The 14,670-nt window shown below is 39.7% G+C and carries 13 protein-coding genes; 6 read left to right on the top strand and 7 right to left on the bottom strand.

Annotated features, from left to right (window positions below):
• Window positions 1–4 precede the first annotated feature (4 nt).
• The 3 genes from FBD94_RS10930 to FBD94_RS10920 form a co-directional block, all read right to left on the bottom strand.
• Window positions 5–3,652 carry a SusC/RagA family TonB-linked outer membrane protein gene (locus FBD94_RS10930; protein WP_136880239.1) on the bottom strand — a complete coding sequence of 1,216 codons (3,648 nt, stop codon included), beginning with the start codon at window positions 3,650–3,652 and terminating at the stop codon, window positions 5–7.
• A gap of 148 nt (window positions 3,653–3,800) precedes the next feature.
• Window positions 3,801–5,000: a FecR family protein gene (locus tag FBD94_RS10925; protein ID WP_136880238.1), complete on the bottom strand. Its 1,200-nt coding sequence runs from the start codon at window positions 4,998–5,000 to the stop codon at window positions 3,801–3,803.
• A 66-nt stretch (window positions 5,001–5,066) separates the two neighbouring features.
• A complete protein-coding gene (locus tag FBD94_RS10920; protein WP_136880237.1) occupies window positions 5,067–5,657 on the bottom strand; it encodes an RNA polymerase sigma factor in 591 nt (196 codons plus the stop codon).
• Between the two features lie 157 nt (window positions 5,658–5,814).
• On the opposite strand from FBD94_RS10920, the gene ribH reads away from it, so the two are divergent.
• The 3 genes from ribH (at window position 5,815) to ytxJ (ending at window position 6,858) form a co-directional block, all read left to right on the top strand.
• The gene (gene ribH / locus FBD94_RS10915; RefSeq protein WP_131610048.1) at window positions 5,815–6,306 is read left to right on the top strand and encodes a 6,7-dimethyl-8-ribityllumazine synthase; all 492 of its coding nucleotides are present in this window, start codon (window positions 5,815–5,817) and stop codon (window positions 6,304–6,306) included.
• Window positions 6,307–6,374: 68 nt separating this feature from the next.
• Window positions 6,375–6,497 (top strand): hypothetical protein, encoded by a 123-nt coding sequence (locus FBD94_RS26445; protein ID WP_262710989.1) that lies wholly within the window; start codon window positions 6,375–6,377, stop codon window positions 6,495–6,497.
• 28 nt (window positions 6,498–6,525) lie between these two features.
• Window positions 6,526–6,858 carry a bacillithiol system redox-active protein YtxJ gene (gene ytxJ, locus FBD94_RS10910; RefSeq protein ID WP_136880236.1) on the top strand — a complete coding sequence of 111 codons (333 nt, stop codon included), beginning with the start codon at window positions 6,526–6,528 and terminating at the stop codon, window positions 6,856–6,858.
• Here the strand turns inward: ytxJ and FBD94_RS10905 are convergent.
• On the bottom strand, window positions 6,848–7,252 hold the full coding sequence (locus FBD94_RS10905) for an OsmC family protein (RefSeq protein WP_131610050.1): 405 nt from the start codon (window positions 7,250–7,252) through the stop codon (window positions 6,848–6,850). The genes ytxJ and FBD94_RS10905 overlap by 11 nt on opposite strands.
• A 162-nt stretch (window positions 7,253–7,414) precedes the next feature.
• Here FBD94_RS10905 and lipA point away from each other — a divergent pair, with 162 nt between their 5' ends.
• Genes lipA through FBD94_RS10890 form a run of 3 tightly spaced genes read left to right on the top strand, consistent with a single transcriptional unit; the run spans window position 7,415 to window position 9,759 of the window.
• On the top strand, window positions 7,415–8,293 hold the full coding sequence (lipA, locus tag FBD94_RS10900) for a lipoyl synthase (RefSeq protein ID WP_136880235.1): 879 nt from the start codon (window positions 7,415–7,417) through the stop codon (window positions 8,291–8,293).
• A 55-nt stretch (window positions 8,294–8,348) separates the two neighbouring features.
• On the top strand, window positions 8,349–8,900 hold the full coding sequence (locus FBD94_RS10895) for an RNA polymerase sigma factor (RefSeq protein ID WP_131610053.1): 552 nt from the start codon (window positions 8,349–8,351) through the stop codon (window positions 8,898–8,900).
• 1 nt (window position 8,901) lies between these two features.
• Complete coding sequence (locus FBD94_RS10890) at window positions 8,902–9,759, top strand: anti-sigma factor (protein ID WP_136880234.1); 858 nt, start codon at window positions 8,902–8,904, stop codon at window positions 9,757–9,759.
• Window positions 9,760–9,763: 4 nt separating this feature from the next.
• Here FBD94_RS10890 and FBD94_RS10885 read toward each other — a convergent pair whose 3' ends face one another.
• From FBD94_RS10885 to FBD94_RS10875, 3 genes are read right to left on the bottom strand one after another with little or no spacing between them, the layout of a single operon-like run.
• Window positions 9,764–10,696: an NAD(P)H-hydrate dehydratase gene (locus FBD94_RS10885; protein ID WP_136880233.1), complete on the bottom strand. Its 933-nt coding sequence runs from the start codon at window positions 10,694–10,696 to the stop codon at window positions 9,764–9,766.
• Between the two features lie 10 nt (window positions 10,697–10,706).
• Window positions 10,707–13,550, bottom strand: a complete 2,844-nt coding sequence (gene uvrA / locus FBD94_RS10880; protein WP_131610056.1) for an excinuclease ABC subunit UvrA — start codon at window positions 13,548–13,550, stop codon at window positions 10,707–10,709.
• 58 nt (window positions 13,551–13,608) lie between these two features.
• Entirely contained in the window at window positions 13,609–14,661 is a 1,053-nt protein-coding gene (locus FBD94_RS10875; protein ID WP_136880232.1) for a 2Fe-2S iron-sulfur cluster-binding protein, read from the bottom strand.
• Window positions 14,662–14,670 lie beyond the last annotated feature (9 nt).

Below are 14,670 nucleotides of genomic sequence, written 5' to 3'. Positions count from 1 at the left end.
TCTTTTAAAACTGTGCAGTTAATCTTAATGTATAGCTCCTTGGATTTGGCAAACTCACACCCGAAATCAAGCTCTGTGGATCGACACCACGCAACTTACTGCTGGCCCAGTAATGGATGTTATTTGCCGAAGCCATTAACCTTGCCCCTTTTATCCATGGCACACCCGTTAATAATTTAGGCGATACATTGTAAGATAACATCACCTCACTCAGGCGGAGTACATTTGCACTAACCACCATTGCATCGCTTCGGTTATAAGCAAACTCATTCTGTATAAATGCAGAAGTATAATACTCATTCTGTATATTAGATACCAGTCCAGGTATATTGGTTAATTTTTCATCTCCTGAAGTACGCCATCTCGAATCAATATCCTTGGATGCAGCCAGATTATCATCATACACACGTTTCACAGTTGGCGACCTAAACACCTTATTACCCATACTATAGGTTAAAAACACCCTCAATTCAAATGACTTATAGTTAAATGAATTGGTTATTGAACCAGTACTTGTAGGAATTCTTGACCCCATATAAGTAATCAGAGAATCGTTTACACTTGAAAACTGTATGTTATTGGTGGTTTTACCTGTATTACCATCATAGAACAAGGGCTGACCATTTGCATCCAGGCTGGCAAAACGATAAGCATACAAGCCATATAAAGGTTTACCAACTATACCATATCCATCCGGACGTGTTTTTTCCGTAAGCAATGGCGAGAAGAGATTTCCGTCAACCATGGTGTTTTTTACATAACCATAAATCAAACCTACATTCCATCTAAAATCTTTGGTTTTCACAACTTCTTTGATATCTAAAGTAATATCAACCCCTTTATTGCTCATGGTAGCCCAGTTAATGGTTTTGCTTGCAAACCCATCCTCATATCCAACAGAGCTCGATCTGATCAGATCTTTGTTACGTCTGGTGTAGTATTCTGCAGTAAGGTTTAACTTGTTGAATAACCCCAATTCTAAACCGAAGTTGGTAATGAAATCTTTTTCCCAGCTTAAGCTAAATAACTCTGGTGCAATGATCCTGATACCGATCTCGCTGTTAACTGCGTCAGGACGGTTCACATTTACATAGTTGGCATTAATATTTGGCGACGACTGATAAGCATTACCACGCAATGCATAACTTGCACGTAGTTTCAGGAAGTCAACTTTTCCTTCAGCATTGATTTGTTTGAAAAAGTTTTCCTGGTCAACATTCCATGATAACCCGACACTGTAGTTTGGTAAGAACCTTGATCTGGTTCTTCTGCCAAACATGTTGTTCCCATCAACCCTTCCGGCTACTTCTATATTGTATTTATTATTAAAAGAGTATTGAGTAGAGAGAAACAAAGCGGTTCTGTTTTCCTGAATAAACCCTTCGGTATAATATCGCTCGTCTTTTTCAATCGCTCTTTTCATCGCCAGCACACTTGGCGATATGATTTTACCCCCATAATATAAATAACCATATCCACGAGTGTAATCGCTTGTGGTTTTATCCGATGCCATCTCAAAACCAGCAAATACATTTAACTTATGTTTATCTTCCCAGTCTTTTTTAAAGGTCAGTGTATTTCTCATGTAAAGAAATCTACCGTCACTACTACGGGCATCCAATATACCTCCACGTGGAAGAATGGTTTCCGGAATAGAATTCGGATCTGAAGGATCTTTATATAGATAGGTGTTCAATTCTCTTAATTTATCGTTTGTGGCCACACGGTATGCAGCTGCTACATTCGAATATTCTGTCATCACGTGATCGTACTTAGCTGCTGTTTTTCTCGCAGAAAGCAGCGTTTCAAAAGTGAGGGCCTTAGATATTTTATAAGTTGGCTTTACAGAGATCCTAACATCATGTGCACTTAATGTGTTGAAGTTTTCTTTCAACTCATCCAAAATATTAAATGGTGCATAATCACGCAGATAATATTGCAGATTTCCATTTGCATCGTATGGAGACATTGCCCTGCTTGTGTTAGAAGCATAACTGGTAGGATTCAGATCAAAAAGCCTCGTTGTATTAAAACTACTTGAACTGGTGGTACTGTTAAATGTACCCGGTGAAAGTTGATCTCGAAATGATGCGTTCAGGTTCAGATCCAGATCTAGTTTAGAGGTTAGATTAAGAACTACACGAAAATCAGACGTATACCGATTCATGTTGTAACCTATTGCCGATCCATTATCACCAGCATAACTTCCTGATAAATAATAAGTAGACTTATCTCCTCCGCCAGAGAAAGACAAACTATGTTCCTGTAACAGGTTGTTTTTAAACAACACGTCAAACCAATCGGTATTTAAGCCCCTTGCGCGATTTAGTCTGTTGTTGAATTCCTGCGGACTGATCTGATTAGACGCATATAAACGGTAGGGCTCTGTAAAAGCACCTGTTGAAGATGGATAATTTAAAACAGACAGGTACCCATAGTTGTATAGATCTTGCGAAAGATTCATCGACTGTTTAGAATCCATCACATTAAACTGATCGATATCAGGTTTTACCCCCATGGTATAAGCGGTACTCAGATTGATACTGGCTGAATTCTTCTTTCCTTTTTTAGTGGTAATGGAAATAACCCCATTTGCCGCTCTGGTTCCATATAAAGCGGTTGCCGAACCATCTTTTAAGATAGAGATATCTTCAATATCTGCAGCATTTAACCCTGCAATTGCCGATCCAAGTAACGATGCCGGATCCCCGGAGTATAACTGATTGACATTTACATTGGCTGGCGACGCAATAGGAATACCATTGATCACATACAAAGGTTCCTGATTGGCACTGATGGAAGCATTACCGCGGATCCTGATTTTTGGAGTTGCCCCGAAAGTACCGGAAACATTCTCTACACTTACTCCTGCAGCAGCACCCTGAAGCATCCTTGAAACATCGGTATACCCAGAGCGGTTAATAATTTCTTTATCCACCTGACTTACAGAGCCTGTAAAAGTTTTCTTGTCTACTTTCTGGTATCCAGTTACCACAACCTCACCCAAACTTTGGTCTCCACCCTCCAGTACAATATTCATAAAGGAAGAAGTTGCAGCAACTTCTTTTCTGTTAAAGCCAATATAGCTGACTACCAAAATAGCACCCTCTTTATCTACCTTCAATGTAAACTGCCCATTGACGTCGGTTTTCGTTACATTTTTAGTATTCTTCTCCGTAATGCTGGCACCAGGAAGTGGACCTTTTCCATCGGTAACTTTGCCGGTAACAACGATTTGTTGAACCGCCGCTACCGCACGTACTTTTATAGTCTTAGGATTAATTAAAATAGTATTGCCTTCGATTTCATAATTAAATGGCTGATTGGCCATTACCTTGTCCATCGTTTCAGTTAAAGTTGCTTCTTTCAATGAAACTGTTACCGGCTGGGCACGTTGTAACACGTCGGTATTGTATACCAACTTTAGGCCGCTTTGCTTGCGGATTTCGAGAAGGACAAACTTTAATGAAGTATTTTTTGCTGAAATCGTAATCCTTTGAGAAAAGGTTTTCGCCGAAATCTGCATACATACAACCATTAATAGGAAAGCTGTGATCTTCATGGTTAGTGAAAATTTTGAGAGTAGGTTTTGCGCAAGGACATAATTCTGCCGTAAGCCAAAAAATAGCTTGCGCTGAACATTTAAATTCATAAATTTGTTAGGTTTAAGGTGATTCTTAACTAGTTGTTTTGTTGACGGGTGCCTTATTCATCACCGATTGCGCTGCTACGCAATCGGTGTCTTTTTTTTAGGCTTTTGTATTGATACTACATAGGCATAGGTTTTAGCTGAGGATTGATTAGCGGTTAATTTTTATCGTATTATTTATTAAAGAGAATTTTATATTCCCCGTTTTTTCAAGCATTCTTAAAACATTTGATAAAGTCTCATTTCTAGAAATAAAGATATTATACCTGGTTTCTGGCAAATTCTTAAGGTCTACTTCTACATCATACCAGCGCGACAATTGTTTCAGGATATCTTTTAGATATAAATCCTCAAACATAAAATTGCCATCTTTCCATGCTGTAGCGCCTTCCACATTTACTTTCTTTACGTGAATAAAAGGATCACCAGCTGTAAGTACCGACTGCTCACCAGGGTTTAAGATCTTACCCTCTTTAGTCGCGAGCGAGTAAACATTTACCTTTCCAGATACCAAAGTAGTTTTTACCACAAGGTCATCATCATAAGCACTGAGGTTAAAATGAGTCCCCAATACTTCAACAATCTGAGTTGGTGTTTCTACCGAAAAAGATTTACGGAAACCATTCTCCATTACCTTTTCCACATCAAAAAAGCCTTCTCCATTAAGCTCTACTTTCCTCCCCACCCCTAATGGAAAAGTCAGCGGATACCTCAATGATGAAGAAGCATTGAGCATTACCTTGGTCCCATCAGATAAGATCACAGTATATTGGCCGCCCTTTGGAGTAGTAATTCGATTGTATAATACTTCCGTACTTTCCGATTGCTGATCTGCGACTTGATAAACAACTAAGCCCTCCTTTGTTACTTTTATGCTTACCCCGGCCTTTTTCAATAGTGTAGTATCACTATTGGCATCAAGAACAATGGATGAACCATCTGCAAGCGTCAGGATCCCCTTGTTAGTCCCAGGCCCCACGTCCTTAGCTAGCTGCTTCCCCTCAAGAAAGTCCGATTTTTTGAGGTGGCTATAAAAAAGCCCCCCCATCAATAAAATACCTGCAAGACTTGCCGCCACCGCGTATTTGGTATACCCAGAAGAAAAAACACGCTGAAGAAAATTCTTTTTGAAAAGCTGCTGTTGCAAATAGCGATCAGTTTTACGAAAAACTGCAATCACTTCAGGCTGTTCTTCAAAATCTGCCGGGACTTCCGCATATAACTGCTCTTCAATTAATAATTTCAGATCAGCATTATCGTTAACATTAAAATAATCCAGCAGCATCCTGATCTCTTCAGGAGTGCATTGATTGTTTAAGTAGCGTTTAAATAATTGTGAAAGTTCTTGCACCTGCGTCTATTTTTATTCTAATACGCCGATGAAGCAAAAACCAACTACTCTTAATTCAAAAAAAAATTAAAAAATTGTAATCAGCATTAGAATAAGAATAATATCAATTTGCGATAAGCGGCTTTTAAGTATCCTGGTGGCCCTTACAATGTGATTATTAACAGTTGCAGTAGAAATGCTCAGTAATACAGCGACCTCCTCATAGCTCTTCCCTTCTATTTTACAAAGCTGGAACACTTCCCTACATTTAGGTGGCAGCAGATTAATCTCCTGGTCAAGTAATTTTATACTTTCCTCTAGCTCAGCCCCTGCATCTATATCATGATGCCGCTCAACAGAAGAGGAAGCGATCAGTTTTTCTTCGAGTTTCTTTTGGCGTGAGGCTTTTCTGAAGAAATCATACACACTATTCTGTGCGATTCGAACCACATACCCTTCAAAAGACTGCTCAACATCCAAACCGGCAGCATGATTCCACACCTTTATAAATACATCCTGCAAAATATCAGCAGCAATGTCTGTAGATTTTACAAGTTTTAAAATATTGCCATAAATTTTGCCCCGATGCTTCTTATAAAAAAAGTCAAAAGCCTCCTCATCCCCCGATTTTAAACGGATAAGCATTTCATTGTCAGAAAAGGATACAATCTTACTCATATAACTCTAATTCTTTTAATCTGAAACTTAAATTTGCTTCCTATTAAAAGAGATCACGTTAATTATTTAAATAGAAACAAGCATTCAATGCTAAATATATTAAAACCGATCCTAAAAACCATTTATTAGTTTAGATGATTTTATTTAAGTTTGCAGCATGGCAACACAACTTAAAAACCTATCCGATTTTTCGCACACTACTATACCTAATGGAAGCGCTTTCAAATTTGCAATTGCTGTTGCTGAATGGAATGCGGAAGTTACAGGTAGCCTATACAATGGCGCATTAGAAACCTTGCTTAAACATGGTGTATCTCCGGAAAATATCATTTCTGTACCAGTACCTGGTAGTTTTGAGCTTACTGCTGCTGCCGAAATACTTTTACAAAAACACAAAGATCTTGACGCAGTAATCTGTTTGGGTTGTGTAATCCAGGGAGAAACCAAGCACTTTGATTTTATCTGTGATGCAGTAGCCAATGGCATTACACAAGTAGGAATTAAACATGCTAAACCTGTAATATTTGGGGTGTTAACTACTAACGACCAACAACAAGCAATAGACAGAGCTGGTGGTAAACATGGTAACAAGGGAGACGAAGCTGCAATTACGGCATTAAAAATGGCAGAATTGAAGGCTACCCTATAACAAACTTTGATTCTTTTGTTAAAAACTGTAGATTAGTATCGATATTTCATTAAAGAAAATAAATACAAATGAAAAAAGTTGCAATATTATTGCTTGGCGTGTTTTTTGCAATAACGGTGTTGGAAGCTTGTTCCAATAAAATTTGTCCGGCGTATAGCTCTTACCCAGAAGGCAAAAGAAGAAGAGGATAAGAAGGGTTAAATTAATAAAGAGATTTTGATGCAGTGGAAAAACATTACTGATCTGACACAGATTAGTCAAATACAAAACCAGGAAGGCTACAGTTTAATATTTAAACACAGTACTCGTTGCTCGGTTAGCTCAATGGCTAAGAGACGTTTTGAAATGGATTGGGATTCAATACCCGAAAACACTTCCCTGTATTTTTTAGATTTAATCAGCTATCGCGACCTTTCGGCGCAGATAGCTGAAACTTTTCAAGTGCATCACGAGTCCCCACAAATTTTGTTAATCAAAGATGGGGATTGCATTCTGGATGCTTCGCATAGCGACATTTCGGCAGTAGAAGTTGCCGAAATGATTAATACTTAAACGTTACTGTTTTCTTAATATCAGGATGTAAACTATACATCACAGGACAGGTATTGGCAGAACGCTCAATGATCGTTTTGTCTTTATCAGAATAGTTATTTGCAGGAAACTGGAAATCAACTACTATCTCAGCCACTCTTCTTGGTTGCTCAGCCATAATCTTAGTAATTTCGCAAGTAGTCCCATCAATATTAAAACCATGCTCATTCGCTGCAATTCCAACAATAGTCAGCATGCAATTACCTAGAGATGTAGCCAATAAATCAGTTGGTGAAAAAGCTTCACCTTTTCCTTTGTTATCTACCGGAGCATCTGTGATGATTTCATTACCGGAACGCTCATGTATAGAAGTGGTTCTTAAACCACCGTTGTAAGTTATTTTTGAAGTGCTCATGACGTAAAATTAAGAGAATTCGCTATAATTTAAGATACTTTCCCGAAAAAGGTCATGTTTACGCATGCCCTTTTTGCGTAATACCCCATTTACAGCTCAAGTTTACATCCTATAAACATTTCATCTTTATAACTATTCAAACCTATTGCTTAACTTTGTGCCATGATCGCACTTCCGGTTGTTTCAGAAAACCCAGTACAACGTAAACCAGATTGGCTTAGAGTTAAGCTTCCTGTAGGTAAAGAATATGCGCAAGTGCGTAGTTTAGTTGATACCCATAAACTCCATACCATCTGCGAAAGCGGTAACTGTCCTAATATGGGCGAGTGTTGGGGTGCAGGTACAGCAACTTTTATGATCTTAGGTAACATCTGTACCAGATCATGCTCTTTCTGCGCTGTAGCTACGGGCAGGCCTTTAGCCGTTGATACTGACGAGCCTAATCGTGTAGCAAACTCAGTTAAACTGATGCAAGTAAAACACTGTGTAATTACTTCGGTTGACAGGGATGACCTGAAAGACGGAGGTTCAATTATATGGGCCGAAACTTTACAAGCCATCAGAAGAGAAAGTCCTGAAACCACATTAGAAACGTTAATACCAGACTTTAGAGGTCAATGGGACAACTTATACCGCGTACTGGAAGAACGTCCTGAAGTCATGTCGCACAATGTGGAAACGGTAAAACGCTTAACCAAACAAGTGCGTATCCAGGCAAAATACGACCGAAGCCTTGAAGCTCTTAAACGCATCTCTGAATTTGGACTAAGAACAAAAACAGGAATTATGCTTGGACTAGGAGAAACTGAAGAAGATGTTTTAGAAGCTATGGATGATCTTGTTGCCAATGGTGTACACATTTTAACCTTGGGACAATACCTACAGCCAACACGTAATCACCACCCTGTGGTTGATTGGATTCACCCTGATCAATTTGCTAAATACAAAGAAATCGGATTGGCTAAAGGATTAAGATACGTAGAAAGTGGACCGCTTGTTCGCTCATCGTATCATGCTGAAAAACACCTGTTTGATTTTTAATAAAAAAATAAATACTTCTTTGTTGTTATAGTTCTTTCACTATATTAGTGAGGAATTGACAAATAACCGAAAAATATCTCTCCCTGAAGATGAGCTGGTAAACGCCCTAAAAAGCCAAAATACCATTGCCATGCACGCACTGTATGATATGTACTCTGCTGCATTATTTGGGATCATCTCAAGAATTATCCCTCAAATAGAAGTCGCCGAAGATCTTTTACAGGAAACTTTCATAAAAATCTGGAATTCGGCTGATGGCTACGACCCCGCTAAAGGTCGCCTATTCACCTGGATGATGAACATTGCCCGCAATATAGCTATAGATAAATTGCGCTCTAAAGATTATAGGAACACTGAAAAAAACCAAGACATCGAAAATAACGTAGATTTTATCGATGCACAGAAGGAAGTAACCTTTAACGCGGATACATTGGGGATTAAGGAAATGGTGAATGGCCTTAAGCCAGAACTAATTGCCGTTCTTGATATGGTCTATTTTAAAGGATATACACATGTAGAAGCGGCTGAAGAGTTGAATTTACCATTAGGAACCATAAAAACAAGGGTTCGAATGGCAATTATAGAATTAAGAAAGAGGTTTAATTAAGGTGGACGAAGGAAGAGCATATATAGAAACAGGCATACTTGAACAATATGTTACTGGGCAATTAACTGCCAGGGAGCGATATGAAGTTGAAGCAATGGCCGCAAAAGACCCTGAAGTAAAGCAGGAAATTGCGTCTATTGAGCTTACGCTGGAAAAATATGCAATGGTTGCTGCTAGAAATCCTCGCGACATACTAAAGGATGAAATCCTTCATAAAATACTTACTAAACCACTCGAAGCAAAATCTGACAAGATCATGCAAAAAATCGAGCCCGCAATTATACCATTGCATGATAACGTTTATGAAGCTAAAATAAGAAAACTTTATATTGCATTAGCTGCTTGTGTTGCTTTATTGGCAATTACTATTATCGCACTCCTATCTACAAGAGGCGAGTTGGGAGAGGCCAAAAATGAAATCATTGCACTAAACCTGGACAAGCAGAAATTTGCTACTGAAGCCAGCTACCTCAAAGAAAACAACACAGATTTACAAGAGAAAAACAAAATAGTTAGTGACCCAGATTGGAAAACCGTAAAACTTGCGGGAACTAAAATGGATCCACAAGCTAATATGATCGTTTATTGGCACCCAGCAGGTAGACATGTTATGGTCGACAATTCTAAAATGCAATTGCCAGCCAATGATCAGGACCATCAGTATCAACTTTGGGCCTTAGTAAATGGCAAACCAGTAGATCTAGGTGTATTTGATGTGAAAGCGGACAGTACCCAGATTTTGCTTAAAATGAAAGAAATCGCCGGAGCTCAGGCATTTGCAGTCACATTAGAGAAACGTGGTGGTAATGTAGGCCCAACCATGGATCAAATGATTGTAATGGGAGCTGTTGGAATCTAAAAAGCTATTTTAAAAACGATTTTACCGTTACAGGAATCTGTGCAGCCAGCTGCGATGCAGTTATATTGTGATGGCTTAAAGCCAATTCATCTCCTGCCCTTCCATGAAAATAACAGCCCAATATGGCCGCTGCCTTTGCGCTGTAACCCTGTGCAACATACGCCGTGATTAAGCCAGTCAACACATCCCCCATTCCGCCCTGCGACATCGCTGGATTACCCGTAGGATTGATCATTACATCACCCTGTTGATCGAGAATGAAGGTGTATTGGTTTTTCAACACAATCACAGAACCCAGTTTCTTTGCCATTCTCCTACCTGTCTGCAACCTATCCCACCAACTTTTATGTTCACCAAAGAGACAATCAAACTCTTTTAAATGGGGAGTAAATATAGAGTTCTTAGCCAAATGCAAAAGCAAGTCATCCCGTTTAGAAAGGATATTTAAAGCATCAGCGTCAACAACAACCGGTACGTTTAAAACAACCAGTTCTTCCATCATGCACACCGCTTCAAATAGTTTACCTAAACCTGGGCCTATAGCAATGGCATTGTATTTTTTTAACGATTTTATTTTGATCAGATGACTTCTCTCTAAATACATTACTTCGGGAAGCGCTGTATTTAAAGCCATCAACCCGCTTTCGGGGATAGATACTGTAGTTAACCCAGCTCCACCATACAAACAGCCACTAGCAGTAAGCAGAGCCGCTCCCATGGTCTTCAGCGCACCGGCAACAATAAGCGCATGCCCATAAGTACCTTTATGAGAAAAGGGCTTTCTGGGCTCAATAATAGCCTTAATATCGGCACTTTCAATTAATTTATAGGGAGAGCTTTCATTTTCTGTACCTGCCTTTTCCAGTCCTTCATCTACAACCTGCAATTTGCTTGAAGCATCAGAATCCGGAAGAAAGGCACTTAAAAAGACTGCCATAACGATTGATTTACAGGCCCATTTCCTTTTTCAGAAACTTGCCGGTTAAGCTGATCGGATTCTGAATCAAGCCTTCAGGAGTACCCTCAAAGATGATTCTTCCACCTCCAGCACCGCCTTCTTCGCCCAGGTCTATTACCCAATCGGCAACTTTTACTACGTCCAGATTATGCTCAATAACCAATACCGTATTCCCGCGCTCCACCAATTCGTTAAGCACACCCAGTAACACATTTATATCCTCAAAATGTAGGCCAGTTGTAGGCTCATCCAAGATATAAAATGTCCGTCCTGTGTCTTTTTTTGAAAGCTCAGTAGCCAGCTTAACACGTTGAGCTTCACCGCCAGACAAAGTCGTAGACGATTGCCCTAAGGTAATATACCCCAAACCAACATCTTTCAATGTTTTGATTTTCCTATAAATAGAAGGCATGTTCTCAAAAAAGACACAAGCCTCTTCAATACTCATATCCAACACATCGCTAATCGACTTGCTACGGTAACGTACTTCAAGTGTTTCGCGGTTGTATCTTTTGCCATGACATTCTTCACAAGGCACCTGTACATCAGGCAAAAAGTTCATCTCTATGACCTTCATTCCGCCACCCTGACAGGTTTCGCAACGACCACCCTTTACATTGAAAGAGAAACGGCCAGGCTTATACCCCCTGATCTTAGCTTCAGGTAGCTGGACATATAAGTTCCTGATATCTGAAAACACACCAGTATAAGTAGAAGGGTTAGAGCGTGGTGTGCGTCCGATAGGAGCCTGATCAATCTCAATCACTTTATCGATCTCCTTTATGCCATTGATCTTCTCGTATGGCAAAGGGTGTTTTTTAGCCCTAAAAAAATGATGATTTAAGATAGGATATAGTGTTTCGGTGATTAAGCTCGATTTACCACTACCAGAAACCCCGGTTACCGTTATAAATTTACCCAATGGAAAATCTACAGAAACATCTTTTAGATTATGTCCACTGGCCTTAATGATAGATAGCTTATGGCCAGTCCCTTTTCTTCGTTTTTTAGGCACCTCAATGCCTTTTTTACCATTCAAATAAGCTGCAGTAAGGGTATCCGATTTCAAAATCTGTGCCGGAGTACCTTGTGCAACGATTTGTCCGCCATGCACACCTGCAGCCGGACCAACATCAATCACATGGTCGGCCTCCAAAATCATGTCCTTATCGTGCTCTACCACCAACACTGTATTACCTAAATCTCTCAGGTTTTTTAATGCGCCAATTAAACGCTCATTATCACGCTGGTGAAGTCCAATACTCGGCTCATCCAGGATGTACATTACGTTCATCAACTGTGATCCGATCTGTGTAGCCAACCTAATCCTTTGCGCCTCTCCACCAGAAAGTGTACGTGCTGTCCGGTCAAGCGACAAGTAATTCAATCCTACATCACTTAAGAAGCCCAACCTTGATCGGATTTCCTTTAAAATTTCTTTGGCAATTGTATTTTGCCTATCGTTTAATCTGCTTTCTAAACCTTCATACCAGGCTCTGATGCTACTGATATCCATTTCTGCCAGCTCAAAAATATTCTTGCCGTCGATTTTAAAATGCAGACTTTCTTTCTTTAAACGAGCACCATTACAAACCGGACAAGTTTTTAGCTTGCGGAAACTCTCCATATCCTCCACAGTAGCCTCACCTTTGCGTTCTTGCTGCTCTTCCAATAGTTTAATGATCCCGTCAAATGTAATCTGATAGTTTTGTACGTTCCACTTATTATACTCGACGGCTACCGAAATCAGCTCATGAGAACCGTTTAAAATGATAGCAATAATGTCATCACCCAGTTTTTCAAGTGGAGTAGACAAAGAGAAATTATACTTCTTAGCCACCGCCTTTAACACCTGGAACATCCATATATCACGGTATTCTCCCAATGGAGCCAAGCCACCATTCATAATGCTCAACTTAAGGTTGGGCATTACTGACTCCTTATCTACCACGAAAATGTAACCCAAACCGTCACAATTCTCACAAGCACCATATGGTGAATTGAAAGAGAAGTTATTGGGTTGTGGCTCATCATAAGAAATCCCTGTAGTTGGACACATCAAGAAACGGCTAAAATGGGCAACATTGTTGTCCTTATCGCTAATCTTAATGATGCCTTTACCCAAACGCATGGCCGTTTGCAATGAATCTTGTAAGCGCTTTAAATCTTTACGGTCGATAATCAAGCGATCTACCACAATCTCAATATCATGAATTTTGTAGCGGTCTACCTGCATTTTAGGTGTAATATCCTGAATATCTCCATCGATACGCACTTTTACATAACCTTGCTTACGAATTTGTTCAAACAACTCCCTGTAATGTCCCTTACGCCCTTTTACTACCGGAGCAAGGATATTTACAGGCATCTCGCCAAACTTATTAAAGATATTTTCAAGAATCTGATCTTCGCTCATCCGCTCCATCTTCTCTCCCGTGTTGTAGGAGAAAGCATCGGCAGTACGAGCGTACAATAGACGCATAAAATCGTAAATTTCCGTAATTGTACCTACTGTAGACCGAGGGTTTTTACTGGTTGTTTTTTGCTCTATGGCAATAACCGGACTCAAACCTGACACTTTATCCACGTCGGGTCTTTCCATCCCCCCCATAAACTGGCGTGAATAAGCACTAAAGGTTTCCATATACCGACGCTGTCCTTCCGCGTAAATGGTATCGAAAGCTAAAGAGGACTTTCCACTCCCACTTAAACCGGTAATGACTACGAGTTTATTTCTGGGAAAGGAGATATCTATATTTTTGAGGTTATGCACCCTGGCTCCATACACTTCTACATCTTTTTGCTCGCCAAGGTCAACAGTATTTTTGCTCATATAATATTAAAAAAAACAACCTATTTAATCCACAAAGATAAGGCATTATCCACAAAAACTACCAAACTAATGTAGTCCCATCTTCGGTTGGATGTCCTGTGCAAACCAATACTCTTCCAGCTGCAATCTCATCATCCATCAGCACTTCGTTATAATCCATTTCAACACCACCTTTAGTACAATTTGCAATGCAGGTACTACATATGCCGGCATGACAACTGTAGGGCAAATTAATCTTCTGTTCTAAAGCCGCATCAAGTATAGTCTTGTTGTAAGGAACAGCCAAATGATAAACTTTGTGTTTAAAATGAAGCTCTACAGTATAAGTATTGGTATGCTTTACTTTTTTTTCTGTCGAATCGTCTTCATCTACTTCATCCTCTGGCAATACAAAAGTCTCTCTCTTGATCTGAGAAATATCAAAGCCCATCTCCAGCAATTTAATCCGACAAGTCACCATATAATCGATTGGTCCGCAGGTATAAAACAAGGCATCTGCCCTATCAAATACCAAATCTTCCTTTACTATCTTTTCGATCAGGAATACATTTAATCTGGCCATTAGTAAATTTTTACTCTGGCTAGACACATAAATGATCTTGAATCTTTCTGGATATTGTTCTTGCAAGGCATTCAATTCATCATGAAAAAGAGTTTCTTCTACAGATCTCCGGCTATAAATCAGCACCAACCTTGAGTTTTCTTCTCTAAGCAGTGCTGTTTTTATGATCGAAAAAAGAGGGGTAATCCCTACGCCTGCACCAAAGAGGAAAACCGTTCTTTTGATTTGTTGATCCGGCACGTAAGTAAACTGCCCATTGGGCTCCAAAGCATGAAGCACATCTCCTACTGCTGTTTTGTGATGAAGAAACCTGGAAATCTCACCATTTTCCACCCGTTTTATAGCAATCGCCAATGGTTCATCCAGGTCTGGAGAACTACAAAGAGAATAAGATCTACGCAATTCGCGGCCTTGCGTATTGAACACGAGCGTTAAGAATTGTCCGGCAAGATACTGTGGCTTCTTGCCATCTAATACTTCAAAGCTAAGCACCAGAGTTTCCCCCGCACCATATTTCATGTCTTTTATCCGCAGTTTCATCAATTCCATAAGACGCTC

It is taken from the genome of Pedobacter hiemivivus, from assembly GCF_005144565.1.
Lineage (GTDB): Bacteria > Bacteroidota > Bacteroidia > Sphingobacteriales > Sphingobacteriaceae > Pedobacter > Pedobacter hiemivivus.
This window is presented reverse-complemented; position numbering and strand designations above follow the sequence as displayed.

Coding starts and splice junctions, on each gene's coding strand:
- uvrA (WP_131610056.1), bottom strand. CDS start 13,550: ATGAGCAAAAATACTGTTGACCTTGGCGAGCAAAAAGATGTAGAAGTG.
- FBD94_RS10920 (WP_136880237.1), bottom strand. CDS start 5,657: ATGAGTAAGATTGTATCCTTTTCTGACAATGAAATGCTTATCCGTTTA.
- ytxJ (WP_136880236.1), top strand. CDS start 6,526: ATGCAGTGGAAAAACATTACTGATCTGACACAGATTAGTCAAATACAA.
- lipA (WP_136880235.1), top strand. CDS start 7,415: ATGATCGCACTTCCGGTTGTTTCAGAAAACCCAGTACAACGTAAACCA.
- FBD94_RS10875 (WP_136880232.1), bottom strand. CDS start 14,661: ATGGAATTGATGAAACTGCGGATAAAAGACATGAAATATGGTGCGGGG.
- FBD94_RS10905 (WP_131610050.1), bottom strand. CDS start 7,252: ATGAGCACTTCAAAAATAACTTACAACGGTGGTTTAAGAACCACTTCT.
- FBD94_RS26445 (WP_262710989.1), top strand. CDS start 6,375: ATGAAAAAAGTTGCAATATTATTGCTTGGCGTGTTTTTTGCAATAACG.
- FBD94_RS10930 (WP_136880239.1), bottom strand. CDS start 3,652: ATGAATTTAAATGTTCAGCGCAAGCTATTTTTTGGCTTACGGCAGAAT.
- ribH (WP_131610048.1), top strand. CDS start 5,815: ATGGCAACACAACTTAAAAACCTATCCGATTTTTCGCACACTACTATA.
- FBD94_RS10885 (WP_136880233.1), bottom strand. CDS start 10,696: ATGGCAGTCTTTTTAAGTGCCTTTCTTCCGGATTCTGATGCTTCAAGC.